Below are 12,016 nucleotides of genomic sequence, written 5' to 3'. Positions count from 1 at the left end.
TCAGAGCCCGAGCACCTTGCGCAGCTCCGTACGAGCGGCGGCGTATTCGGTGCGGAACTCAGGCTGTTCCATGATCCGGGCAGCAATGACGCTGCCGGCAATGCGGCCGGCCTCGATGTCGGCGCGGAAATGGATGCCACCGACGATGCGGTTCTCACCATAGGCCCAGGCGCGGGCCATGATCTCCGCCCGCTTCTCCGGCACCATATTCGAGAGCACGATGCCCATCAGCGTGCCGACGGTGGTGTGGCCGGACGGGTAGGCGCCGGAGTTCGAGATCTTCACCACCGGCTTCACCAGCTGGCTGTACTGGTGCGGGCGCGGGCGCTTCCAGCTGTCCTTGGCCGGGTCGACGACGGCGCCTTCGGTGGCGACGATGCGATCGAAGAAGGTCGAGAAGGCCGGCAGCGCTTCCGGCTTGAAGGCCGGACCCATAACCTCCGAGAAGCGCCAGACATCCTCGACGACATCGGCCTGCGCCTGCGCTTCCATCTGCGGGGTGCGGGTGACCTGGATGGTGAGGACTTCGGCGAGCTCGGCCTTGGTCTGCGCGGAATCATTGGCCGGCGGTGGCTTCAGCACGGTCAGGAGGTCGATGGTCTCGGCGGTGGCGAAGGGCTTGCCCTCGCCGGCCCAGGCCGGGGCGACGAGAAGCAGCGCTGCGGTCAGCAGGGCGGAGGCGGCGATGCGCATGATGGCGATCTCTGGGAGCGGGACCGGCACCCAGCGCCTGTCCTGTGACAGCTTGATGAAGCTCAATCGCCGATCGCCACGCCCTCGCGCCGCCCGTCGGCGCCGCCGAGATAGCCTTCCGGCGTCTTGACGATGGCCTGGATGCCCGAAGTCATGTCGATCAGCCTGACCTCGTGGCCTCTGGCTTCCAGAGCGGCCTTCCAGGCTTCCGCCTCGCTGCCCTTTTCCAGCTCGGTCGGGCCGTTGCGGTTGCCGAAATTGGCGAGGTCGACGGCGCGCTGCGGGTCCATCTTCCAGTCGAGCAGCGCGACGAGCGTCTTGGCGACATAGCCGATGATCTGGCTGCCGCCGGGCGAGCCGGTGACGGCGTAGAGCCGGCCGAAGGCGTCGAAGACGATGGTCGGCGCCATCGACGAGCGCGGCCGCTTGCCGGGCTCGACCCGGTTGGCGACCGGCTTGCCATCCTCCGACGGCGCGAAGGAGAAATCTGTCAGTTCGTTGTTGAGCAGGAAGCCGCCCTTGGTCATCAGGCGGGAGCCGAAGCCGTCCTCGATCGTCGTCGTCATCGAGACCGCATTGCCGGCTGCGTCGATCACCGAGATATGGCTGGTGCCGTTCTCGACGCCGTCTGACGGCGCGAACAGGAAGGCGCGCTTGCTCGGCGGGCTGCCGGCGCTGGCTTTCCCCATCGCCTTGTCCGGGCTGATCAGCCTGGCACGCTCGCGGACATAGGCTTCGTCGATCAGGCCGGAGGTCGGCACGCTGACGAAGGCGGGATCACCGAGATAGAGCGCCCGGTCGGCGAAGGCGAGCTTGCCGGCCTCGGCGAACATATGCGCGGCTTCTGCTCCGGCCCCGAGGCGGGCCATGTCCTTGCCTTCCAGCATGCCCAGAATCTGTTGTACGGCGACGGCGCCCGAGCTCGGCGGGCCCATGCCGCAGAGCGTATAGGCGCGGTAGCGGCCGCAGAGCGGAGCGCGTTCCTCGACCCTGTAGCCGGAGAGGTCGTCGAGCGTGATGTCGCCTGGGTTCGTCGCATGGCCGGTCACCGTCGCGACGATGTCCTCGGCGATCGTCCCCTCATAGAAGGCGTCGGCGCCGCGTCCGGCGATGGCGCGCAAGGTCGCAGCGAAGGCCGGATTCTTCAGGATGGCGCCGACAGGCTTGGGCTTGCCGTCGGCCTCGTAGAAATAGGCGGCGGCACGGGCGTCCTTGCCGAGATTCGTCTCCTGCGCCAGCAGGCCGTTGAGGCGCGGCGAGATGGCAAAGCCGTCCTCGGCCAGCTTGATCGCCGGGGCGAAGACCTCGGCCCAGGGAAGCTTGCCCCAGCGCTTATGGGCTTCCTCGAGCAGCCGGGCCGTGCCGGGCACGCCGACCGAGCGGCCGCCGACCACGGCGTCTGCGAATTTCATCGGTTTGCCGTCGGCGCCGAGGAACCGCTCGGGCTTTGCCGCCTTCGGCGCGGTCTCGCGCCCGTCGAGGGTGGTGAGCTGGCGGCCCGTCTCGTCCCAGTAGACGAAGAAGGCGCCGCCGCCGATGCCGGAGCTCTGCGGCTCGACCAGGTTGAGCACGAGCTGGATCGCGATCGCGGCATCGGTGGCGCTGCCGCCGGCGCGCAGGATTTCGCGCCCGGCCGCGGCGGCGAGCGGATTGGCGGCGGCGGCCATGTAGCGCTGCGCCGTGCCGAGTGTCTTGGCAGTGCGGCCGGTGGCTGCTTCCGGTGCGGGGGCCACGGTCTGAGCGGGAGCGGCGGTTGCTGTGGCGAGCCAAAGACCGAAGGCAATGACTGAGCGGGTACCGAATGCGGACGACGTAAGTGGCATGGTCCACTCCTTTTCGTTGCAGTGCAGACTAGCGCGCTTGCCGGCTTGCGCGCCATGCTTGCAGCGTCGGTTTGATCTGCCGGACGGCGCGGCTATGGTCGAAGCCTGATTTGTCCTGCCAAGTTTATCCTGCCCAAGCCGAAGGGGTTCGTCATGGTGCTTACGCAGTCTCCGGCAGTTCGCCGTCCCCTCGTCATGCTGCTGGTCGGCTTGTTCGGCCTCGTGCTCGCCGGATGCGGCTACAACAACGTGCCGACGCTGGAGGAGAAGGCCAAGGCGGCCTGGGGCGAGGTGCAGAATCAGTATCAGCGCCGCGCTGACCTGATCCCCAACCTGGTCGAGACGGTGAAGGGCTATGCCCAGCAGGAGCGCGAGGTGCTGACCCAGGTGATCGAGGCGCGCGCCAAGGCGACGCAGGTCAAGGTCGATGCCTCCACGATCACCGACCCGGCCAAGTTCAAGGAATACCAGGACGCGCAGAACCAGCTTTCCGGCGCGCTCGGGCGCCTGATGGTGACGGTCGAGCGCTATCCCGAGCTCAAGTCGAACCAGAACTTCCTGGCGTTGCAGTCGCAGCTGGAAGGCACCGAGAATCGGGTCGCGGTCGCCCGGCGCGACTACATCCAGGCGGTGCAGGCCTTCAATACGGAGATCCGGACCTTCCCGGGCGTGATCTGGGCCCGCCTGTTCTGGGGCGCCAAGCCGATGGAAAGCTTTTCGGCGACGGCAGGAGCCGAACGGCCGCCGGCGGTGAAGTTCTAACCGAAGTCATTCAATGGATTCTGCCGATCGCGGACAAGCGCGGGGAACCCCTCTCCCGGGTGGGAGAGGGGCAGGGGTGAGGGCCCGCCCTTTCCGGAAGAGGAGCAGCGGCGTGGTTGTGCCTTCTACAGAAACGGCAGGCCCTCATCCGGCGCTCCGCGCCACCTTCTCCCATTCGGGAGAAGGAAAGAGACCCGCTCGCCCGGTCGCTGTGGCGTGGCTTTCGCTGCTCCTCTTCCTCCTCTTCCCGTTCCTCGCCACCGCGGCCGAGCCGAACTATCCGGCGTTGACCGGGCGCATCGTCGACAACTCGAGCCTCCTGAATGCCGAGGCCTTCAGCCGGATCGAGCAGAAGCTCAAGGCACATGAGGAGAAGACCAGCGACCAGGTCGTGGTCGCGACCCTGCCCTCGCTGCAGGGCTATCCGATCGAGGAGTTCGCCAACGGCCTGTTCCGGGCCTGGAAGCTCGGCGAGAAGGCGAAGAACAACGGCGTGCTGCTCATCGTCGCGCCGAACGAGCGCAAGGTGCGCATCGAGGTCGGCTACGGGCTGGAAGGGGCGCTGACCGACGCGCTCTCCAAGGTGATCATCACCACCGCGGTCGCGCCCAAGTTCAAGAACGGCGATTTCGCGGGGGGTATCGAGGGCGGCGTCGATGCGATCCTGTCGATCCTGACAGGGGATGCCGAGGAATGGCAGCGCCGCGCCCAGATTCGCAGCGACGAATCCTCCTGGGTCGAGACCGTCGCGGTGATTTTCGTCATGATCATGGTGTTCATCCTGATCGTGAGCTTCATGCGGGAGCTCGGCCGCTCCTCCGGCGGCGCGCGCCGGCACCGGACGCGCGACGGGCGCTGGATCGTGCTGCCGCCTTCCGGGGGCTCGGGCTGGAGCGGTGGCTCCTCCTCGGGCGGCTGGAGTTCGGGCTGGGGAGGCGGATCGAGTTCGGGCGGGTTTTCGGGCGGCGGCGGCTCGTCCGGCGGGGGCGGGGCTTCGGGGGATTGGTGAGATGCTGAATTCCGACGATCGCGACGCCATCGCCGAAGCGGTGCGCGAGGCCGAGCGGCAGACCTCCGGCGAGATCGTCGTCGTCGTCGACCGCGCTGCCGGCAGCTATGTCGCGGTGCCGCTGGTGCTGGCGCTGGCGCTCTCCCTGTTCGTGCCCTGGCCGCTCCTGCTCGTCACGAATCTGAGCGCGGCGAGCATCTTCCTGGCCCAGCTGATCGCGGCGGCGCTGCTGCTCGCGACCCTGCTCTGGTATGGCCGCGGTGGGCGCTTCGTGCCCGGCTTCGTCAAGCGGCGGCAGGCACATGAGACGGCGCTGCGCGAGTTTACGGCGCGTGGGCTGACCCTGACCCGAGGGCGCACCGGCGTGCTGCTCTATATCGCCGTGCAGGAACGCTATGCCGAAGTGGTCGCCGATGCCGGCATCTCCGCGAAGGTGGATCATCAAGCCTGGCAGAGGATCATCGATCCGCTGCTCGCCGCCGCCGCGCAGGACAACTTGCGCGAGGGCCTGATCGCGGCGGTGCGTGATGTCGGCACCGTGCTCGCAGCCCATGCGCCGCCGGCCGCCGACGATGTCGACGAGCTGCCCAACAAGGTGGTGATTCTGTAGGAGACCCTACTTCGCCGGGCCGCGCGCGGCGCCGAGGATTGCGCTCTGGCGGGCGTAGAGATCGGCTTGGACCAGCACGACATAGCTGTCGGCGTTCGCGACTGAACGGACGGTCTCGAGCGGCACGCTCAGGGTCGCGGCCTGGCCCCTCCACTCGCCGATCCGGCTGATGCCGCGCACGACATTGGCATAGGTCACGGTCTTGCCGCTGTTCTCGCCGCGTTCGATCGGAACGCTGGCGGTTCGGCTGACCTGCAGGAGCCAGACCACGGCCGGCTTCTCGCTGGCGAAAGGCGCTTCGCCCAAGCCGACACGCAGCGCGCCATCCGCCTCGGAAAGATCGACCTTGACCGGGAAGCCGTCCTTGCCCTGCTCCTGCACGAGCTTGTCGATGCCGCCCTTGTCTGAGCCGACGATATGGGCGGCGCCGTTGACCACGGCCTGCGGCGTGTAGATCTGCCCGTCGCCGCGCGCCTTGGCGTACAGCTTCTGGCGCTTGCTGAAGACCTCCTGGCCGAGCGTGTCCTTCCAGCCGAGATAGTCCCAATAGGTCACCGGCAGGGTCAGGGTGATCAGCTTGGGGTTCTTGGCGAGCTCGGTGAAGAGTGCGTCCGCCGCTGGGCAGGACGAGCAGCCTTGGCTGGTGAAAAGCTCGACCACCGCCTGCGGCCGCACCGCCGGCTGCTGGGCATGCGCCGAGGCACCTGCAAGGAGCAGGAGAGCAGCGGCAGCAGCGATGTTGCTGATGTGGCGGACCATCATTCGAACTCGACGCCTGTATAGAAGCAGGCGGTTACCAAAAGCGCTACTCTCCACTCAATTGGAAATCACGTTGCCTTGAAAACAGGCTTCTGCGGCGCCTGATCGCGAAAACGTGCCAGGGCCTCGGCACTGATCAGGTTCGGGCGCCAGCGCCGATGCATCCAGAGCCACTGTTCGGGATATTCCCGAACCCAGCCGTCGACCACCGCGGTCATCATCGCCATGGCGCCGGTGACGTCGATCTCGCCATTGGCGTCGCGCGGCAGGTCGAGCGGCGGGGTCAACTCGATGCGGAAGCGCCGGTTCGGCAGGCGGATGACGCGCACGCCATGGACAGGGCATTCGAAGCGGCGGGCGAACTTGCCGAGGATCGGGTTGGTCAGCGCCGGCCGGCCGAGGAAGGGCACGACCACGCCGCGGGTGAAATGCTGGTCGATCAGCATGCCGAGATGGCCGCCCTTTTCGAGCACGCCCTGCATGGCGAAGGCAGCGCCCTGCTTGGCGGCGGCAAGCCCACCCATGGCGCCGGAGCGGATTTCGTGGACGACGGCGGCAATGGCCGGATCGTTCGGCGCGCGGAAGACGGCGGTGGTGTCGAGATCGTAGGTCGCCGCGCAGATCGCCGGCAGTTCCCAGTTGGCGAGATGCGTCGAGAAGATCAGGCCGGGCCTGTCGTCGTCCTTCAGCGCGATGAAATGCTCGATGCCGACGACCTCGATCCGGCCGTTCGGATCGGGATTGTGGTAGTCATAATCGAACAGCGTCTTGAGATGGGCGTATTCGGCGACGGTGCGGCCGAGATTCTCCCAGCCGCCGCGGACGATACGCCGTGCCTCTGCGTCGGCGATACCTGGGAAGGCAGCGCGGACATTGGCATAGGCGACGCGGTTGACGGGGATCAGCGGGCTGACGCTGCGCATGAGCCAGCCGCCGAAATCGGAGGCGCGCTCCGGCCCGAGCGCGCGCAGGAAGGCGTAGATCGTGCGGATGAGCCCGATCATCAGCGCAGCGCCGATGCGCGTCGCAAATTGCTTCAGCTGCCTCAAGATCCCAGCCCGGTCCGTCGGCGCCGTGTCCGGGAAGGACCTCGCCATTGCGGCGCGACTTGCGGGATTGCGGCCGGCGCGTCAAGTCGCGCCGGCTCAAGGGACTGTCTCAGAGCGTGACGATGACCTTGCCGAAGACCTTGCGGCCTTCGATCCGGGCGAGACCTTGCTCGAATTCGGCGAGCGGGAAGACCGAATCAATCACCGGCTTCATGCCGGCCGCCATCTTCTCCAGCGATTGCGCGATGTTCTCGATCCGGCAGCCGAAGGAGCCGGTGATCCGGTATTGCTGCTGGAAGAGCTGCATCAGGTTCATCGTCGTCGAGGCGCCGGAGGTGGCGCCGCAGGTGACGAGCCGGCCGCCGCGCTTCAGGCAAAGCAGCGAGCCGTTCCAGGTATCGGCGCCGACATGCTCGAAGACGACATCGACGCCCTTGCGCTTGGTCAGGCGCCGGACCTCGCCCTCGAAGCGCTCGGTCTTGTAGTTGACGACGAAATCGGCGCCGAGCGCCTTGGCCTTCTCGCCCTTCTCGTCGTCGCCGACGGTGGTGTAGACGGTGCAGCCGATCGCCTTGGCCATCAGGATCGCCGCGGTGCCGATACCGGAGCCGCCGGCATGGACCAGCACCGACTCGCCGGGCTCGAGCTTGGCATTGTCGAACAGCATGTGCTGGACCGTGCCGAAGCCGATCGGCGCGCAGGCGGCCTCCTCGAAGGAGACGCCCTTCGGCGCCTTGATCACCAGGCGTTCGGGCCGGTTGATCAGCTCGCGGGCGAAGCCGTCGATATGGAAGCCCATGATACCCGCGACGTTCTCGCAGAGATTGTCGCGGCCCTCGCGGCAGGCCTTGCAATGACCGCAGGTCTCGGCGCCGTACATGGTCACCGTATCGCCCTCGCGGAAGCGCGAGACGCCCTCGCCGATCGCGACGACCTCGCCGGCCGCCTCGACGCCGGCCGCTTGCGGCATCTTGCGCTTGGCGAAGGCCATGCCGCGGAAGCCCCAGAGGTCGAGATAGTTCAGGCCGACGGCGCGCACGCGAATCTGGACCTCGCCGGGAGCGGGCGGGGGCGGCGGCTCGATCTGTTCGAGGCGGAGGTCGCGGTCGCCATGGAGCTGGAGCGAGAGCATGGGTCTTGGTCTTTCAGAACTCACAGCGCCAAGCGCTGCGCGTTTACCATGTTTCACGTGAAGCGCTGGAGAGCGCCCTTAGCGATGCACGCCGAGATGGGCGGTCAGGCCGCCATCGATCGGCAGGACAGTGCCGGTGATGTAGGCGGCCGGCGGACTCATCAGGAAGGCGGCGAGGCCTGCAACCTCTTCCGGCCGGGCGAAGCGGCCGGCCGGGATCTGACCTTCCATCTTGTCGCGATAGGCGGCGTAGGGCGCCATCATGTCGGTATCGACGAAGCCGGGCGCGATCACGTTGACGGTGACGCCGCGCTTGCCGGTCTCGACCGCCAGCGTCTTGGCATAGGAGATCAACGCGCCCTTGGACGCCGCATAGGCGGCGTTACCGGGATTGCCGCGGAGCGCCGCGACCGAGCCGATCGCGACGATGCGCCCGGCCTTGGCGCGGATCATGCCGCGCATCAGGCTCTTGGCGAGACGGGTGAAGGCCCAGAAATTGACCTGCATCGCCGCCTCGGCCTTGTCCTGCACCAGCATGGCGGCGAGCGTGTCATAGGGCTGGCCGGCATTGTGGACGAGGCCGAACCAGGCTTCGCCCTCGCATTGCTCGCAGAAGGCATCGAGCGCAGCCTTGTCGGAGAGGTCGAGCGGCAGGGCGCGCACGCTGCGGCCGGGCGCGGCCTCGGCGATCTCGGCGGCGAGCGCCTGCGCCTGCTCGCCGGAGGAGCGATAGGTGAAGTCGACATCGTGGCCATCAGCCACGAGCGCCCGCACAATCGCGGCGCCGACGCCCTTGGCGCCACCGGTGACGAGAACCTTGGTCATGCTGCGTTTGGTCCCGCCGTCAGGACGAGGCAGGTGTTCTGGCCGCCGAAGCCGAAGGAGTTCGACAGAACGGTACGGACCTTGGCGTCGCGCGCTTCATTCGGAATGACGTCGAGCGCGATCGCCGGATCCGGCGTGTTGTAGTTGATCGTCGGCGGTATCCGGCCATTGGCGATGGTCATCAGCGAGATCACCGCCTCGACCGCGCCAGCCGCCGTCAGCGTATGGCCGAGCATCGACTTGTTCGAGGAGATCGGCAGGCTGGCCATGCGCTCGCCGAAGACGGCGGAGCAGCTCATCGCCTCCATCTTGTCGTTCTCCGGCGTCGAGGTGCCGTGCGCGTTGATGTAGTCGACATCGTCAGGCGTCAGGCCGGCATCGGCGAGGGCGTCCTGCATGGCGAGGATCGCCGGCTTGCCGTCCGGGCTCGAACGGGTGCGGTGGAAACCGTCGCCGCGCTCGCCGCAGCCAGCGACGATGCCGAGGATCGTCGCGCCGCGCGCAAGTGCGTGGTCGTAGTCCTCCAGCACCAGAGCGCCGGCGCCCTCGCCCATGACGAAGCCGTCGCGGTTCTTCGAGAACGGCTTGGCGGCGCCTTCCGGCGGATCGTTCTGGGTCGAGAGGGCCGAGAGCAGCGAGAAGCGGATCAGCGCCTCGGCATGGACCGAACCGTCGGTGCCGATGCACAAGGCAGCTTCAGTCTCGCCCCTCCTGATCGCCTCGACGCCCATCTGGATCGCGGTCGCGCCCGAGGAGCAGGCGGTCGACAGCGAAATCGGCGAACCCTTGGTGCCGAATTTCTGGGCGATGTGCTCGGCGACGCCCCCGAACAGGAAGAGCTCGTGCATTGCCTGGTGCTTGTGGCCGGCGGCGACGCGCAGCAGCGCGTCGTAATCGGTATCGCCCTCGACGGCCTGGGCCAGCTCCTGCTTCTGCGGCCATTCCATCTCGACCGGCGGTACCGCCATGAAGAGCTCGCCGGGGAAATCACCGGTAGCGCCGAGGCCGCTCTGCGCGACCGCTTCATCGGCGGCGAGCGTGGCGAGCTTCTCGGAGAGTTCCGGGGCGGCAAAGGAGCCGTCGAACAGGAAGTCGACGGTCGCGGCGATGGTGGTGCGCAGGCCGTCGGTCGGGAAGCGCTCGATCCGGTGGATGCCGGAGCGGCCCGCGGTCAGGGCTTCCCAGTTGGCGTCCTTGCCCTGGCCGAGCGAGGTGACGATGCCGAGGCCGGTGACGGCGACGATCGGCCGGCCCTGGCTGTCGCGATGGCTTGCACCCATGACGCCTCTCCTCAAGCCTTGACCAGACGGGCGGCGCCCTCGCCGCGCCAATGCGCTGCGCCGGTGACGATCGCCTCATTTGCCGCGCCGGTCGAGAGTGCAGCTGCGGCGAGCGCGACCGAGACCGGGAAGGCGGCTTCGACGGAATGGCCGACGAGATCGCCGGTGGCGACACGGCGGGCGCCTGGCGCGGCCTTGGCGATCGCGGCGGCTTCTTCGTCGGTGATTTCGGCGCAGCCGGTCGCAGCCGAGATCGCCAGCGCGTCGGCGCCGGTCGGGCCGAAGCTGGCGAGGAGTTCATCGAGCGCCTTGGCGACCGAACCGGGCTGGCGGCGGCTGCGATGGGCGCCGGCGTGGCTGAGGCGTGCATGCGCTTTGGCGCCGCGGGCCGCAGCGCGCTCGGCCGATTCGAGCACGAGGAAGGCGCCGGCGCTGCCGGTGATCATGCCGGGCGCATCGCTGCGGGCGAAGACCGGCGCGAAATCGGCAGAGCGCAGGAAGCCGCCGAGCTCGAACAGCAGCAGCATGTCGCGGCGCTCGGCGTTGTAGGCGCCACCGACGAGGATGATGTCGGCCTGGCCGGCCGCGATCCGGGCCTGGGCGGTACGGATGGCGTCGACGCCGGCCTGCTCCTCACCCATCAGCGTGCGCGAGGCGCCGGTGATGCCGTGGACGATGCCGATATTGCCGGCGAGCAGGTTGGAGAGCTGGGCCAGGAACAGGGTCGGCCTGAGATCGCCCATCAGGCGCTCGTTGAGGAAGGCGCCGGGCTGGTTGGCGTTGCGCAGGCCGGCCAGCACGGTGGCATCGACGGCATGGTCGCGTTCGCCGCCGCCGGCGGCGACGATGACCTGGAGCTGGCTCTTGGCCTCGGTGTCGTCCTTCAGCCCGGCATCGTCGAGCGCGAGGCCGGCGGCATAGACGCCGAGGCGCTGCCAGGGCTCCATCTGGCGCTGGTCGGACTTCTTCGGGATCTGCCTGTCGAGCTCGAGCGGCTTCAGCGGATGCAGGGGGTAGGGTGCGAAGCTCTGGCTGTCGATGACGGGCGCTGCATTAGAGGCCAGTGCCTGCGCATGCGTCTCGATGCCCTCGCCCAGGCTGGAGGCGAGGCCGATGCCGGTGATGACGACGTCGCGGGCCATGTCAGGCTGCCTCCGGGGAGAGGCCGATGGCGGCGATGCGGCTCTGCATCAAAGTGCGCATATCGGCGGGGAAGGGCATCAGGCGGAAGCGCAGCTCGGCATCGCAGATCGGCTTGCCCGCGATGGCGATCTTCGCCTTCGTCGCGGCGTAGCCGGAGCCTTCGTGGACGAGTTCGGCGCTGACGTCGAGCACCGCATTCGGCTCGACGAAAGTGCGGAAGCGCGCCTTGTCGACCATCATCAGGAAGGGCATCTGCGTCAGGCCGTTAAGCCCGAGCAGCAGATAGCCTGAGGCCTGCGCCATGGTCTCGGTGAGCAGGACGCCAGGGACGAGCGGGTGGCCGGGAAAATGGCCCTCGAAGACTGGGCTCTGCGCCGGAACGGTCGAGCGGGTGACAATCCGCTTGCTCGCCGGATCGAAGCTCTCGACCTTGTCGATCATGTCGAAATATTCGAGGCGCATGCGTTCCAACCCGTCTCGCCGCGATCGGGGTCGGGCCCCGCTTGCGGCGTTTCAACGTCCAGCGATGGCCCTGGCGGGCCGCGATGCGCTCAGGCGGCCTTGGCGGCGACGAGGTCGTCGATGCGCTTGCACAGGTTCTCGAGCACGAAATACTGCTCGGCCGGCGCCTTGCCCTCGTTGACCTCCTGGGTCCACTGCTCCAGCGGCAGCTTGATGCCGAAGGCCTTGTCGATCGCGAAGGCGATGTCGAGGAAGGCGAGGGAGTCGATGCCGAGATCTTCGATCGCGTGGCTCTGGGGCGTGATCTTCTCGCGAGGAATGTCGCAAGTTTCCGAAATGATGCCGGCGACCGTCTCGAACGTGGCGGACATGCGGGTACTCCCGTCTTGGATGATGATGGCGGATGGCGTCCGGGCGCGTTCGCCCCGCGCCTGCCCCAAGCCCCCCGCCGAGGATGACTGTGACCGCC

The 12,016-nt window shown here is 67.8% G+C and carries 13 protein-coding genes; 3 read left to right on the top strand and 10 right to left on the bottom strand.

Translation table 11 applies throughout. The features are described 5' to 3' along the window. Together VGV58_RS01345 and ggt are read right to left on the bottom strand one after the other, a co-directional pair. Complete coding sequence (locus VGV58_RS01345; RefSeq protein ID WP_326872191.1) at positions 1 to 693, bottom strand: acid phosphatase; 693 nt, start codon at positions 691 to 693, stop codon at positions 1 to 3. Between the two features lie 62 nt (positions 694 to 755). After that, on the bottom strand, positions 756 to 2,516 hold the full coding sequence (ggt, locus tag VGV58_RS01340; RefSeq protein WP_326872162.1) for a gamma-glutamyltransferase: 1,761 nt from the start codon (positions 2,514 to 2,516) through the stop codon (positions 756 to 758). A gap of 153 nt (positions 2,517 to 2,669) precedes the next feature. On the opposite strand from ggt, the gene VGV58_RS01335 reads away from it, so the two are divergent. The 3 genes from VGV58_RS01335 (at position 2,670) to VGV58_RS01325 (ending at position 4,897) form a co-directional block, all read left to right on the top strand. Then, positions 2,670 to 3,278, top strand: coding sequence for a LemA family protein (locus tag VGV58_RS01335; protein WP_137882956.1), 609 nt, complete (start codon positions 2,670 to 2,672; stop codon positions 3,276 to 3,278). A 211-nt stretch (positions 3,279 to 3,489) separates the two neighbouring features. Further along, positions 3,490 to 4,287 carry a TPM domain-containing protein gene (locus VGV58_RS01330; protein WP_326872161.1) on the top strand — a complete coding sequence of 266 codons (798 nt, stop codon included), beginning with the start codon at positions 3,490 to 3,492 and terminating at the stop codon, positions 4,285 to 4,287. A 1-nt stretch (position 4,288) separates the two neighbouring features. Next, on the top strand, positions 4,289 to 4,897 hold the full coding sequence (locus VGV58_RS01325) for a TPM domain-containing protein (RefSeq protein WP_326872160.1): 609 nt from the start codon (positions 4,289 to 4,291) through the stop codon (positions 4,895 to 4,897). Positions 4,898 to 4,903: 6 nt separating this feature from the next. Here VGV58_RS01325 and VGV58_RS01320 read toward each other — a convergent pair whose 3' ends face one another. The 8 genes from VGV58_RS01320 to VGV58_RS01285 form a co-directional block, all read right to left on the bottom strand. Continuing rightward, positions 4,904 to 5,659, bottom strand: a complete 756-nt coding sequence (locus VGV58_RS01320; RefSeq protein WP_326872159.1) for a DUF1223 domain-containing protein — start codon at positions 5,657 to 5,659, stop codon at positions 4,904 to 4,906. A 65-nt stretch (positions 5,660 to 5,724) separates the two neighbouring features. Continuing rightward, positions 5,725 to 6,753 (bottom strand): lipid A biosynthesis lauroyl acyltransferase, encoded by a 1,029-nt coding sequence (locus VGV58_RS01315; protein WP_414643831.1) that lies wholly within the window; start codon positions 6,751 to 6,753, stop codon positions 5,725 to 5,727. A 61-nt stretch (positions 6,754 to 6,814) separates the two neighbouring features. After that, a complete protein-coding gene (locus VGV58_RS01310; protein ID WP_326872158.1) occupies positions 6,815 to 7,837 on the bottom strand; it encodes a zinc-binding dehydrogenase in 1,023 nt (340 codons plus the stop codon). Between the two features lie 78 nt (positions 7,838 to 7,915). After that, positions 7,916 to 8,662, bottom strand: coding sequence for an SDR family oxidoreductase (locus tag VGV58_RS01305; RefSeq protein WP_326872157.1), 747 nt, complete (start codon positions 8,660 to 8,662; stop codon positions 7,916 to 7,918). Then, the gene (locus VGV58_RS01300) at positions 8,659 to 9,942 is read right to left on the bottom strand and encodes a beta-ketoacyl-ACP synthase (protein WP_326872156.1); all 1,284 of its coding nucleotides are present in this window, start codon (positions 9,940 to 9,942) and stop codon (positions 8,659 to 8,661) included. The genes VGV58_RS01305 and VGV58_RS01300 overlap by 4 nt, the downstream gene beginning before the upstream one ends. 11 nt (positions 9,943 to 9,953) lie before the next feature. Beyond that, positions 9,954 to 11,084, bottom strand: a complete 1,131-nt coding sequence (locus VGV58_RS01295) for a beta-ketoacyl-ACP synthase (protein WP_326872155.1) — start codon at positions 11,082 to 11,084, stop codon at positions 9,954 to 9,956. A 1-nt stretch (position 11,085) separates the two neighbouring features. Continuing rightward, the gene (locus tag VGV58_RS01290) at positions 11,086 to 11,547 is read right to left on the bottom strand and encodes a 3-hydroxyacyl-ACP dehydratase FabZ family protein (RefSeq protein ID WP_326872154.1); all 462 of its coding nucleotides are present in this window, start codon (positions 11,545 to 11,547) and stop codon (positions 11,086 to 11,088) included. Positions 11,548 to 11,636: 89 nt separating this feature from the next. Further along, on the bottom strand, positions 11,637 to 11,918 hold the full coding sequence (locus VGV58_RS01285) for an acyl carrier protein (protein WP_057191987.1): 282 nt from the start codon (positions 11,916 to 11,918) through the stop codon (positions 11,637 to 11,639). Positions 11,919 to 12,016 lie beyond the last annotated feature (98 nt).

The sequence above is a fragment of the Allobosea sp. genome (assembly GCF_035944895.1).
GTDB lineage: Bacteria > Pseudomonadota > Alphaproteobacteria > Rhizobiales > Beijerinckiaceae > Allobosea.
The sequence above is the reverse complement of the archived record's forward strand: the minus strand, read 5'-3'. Positions and strand labels throughout refer to the sequence as shown.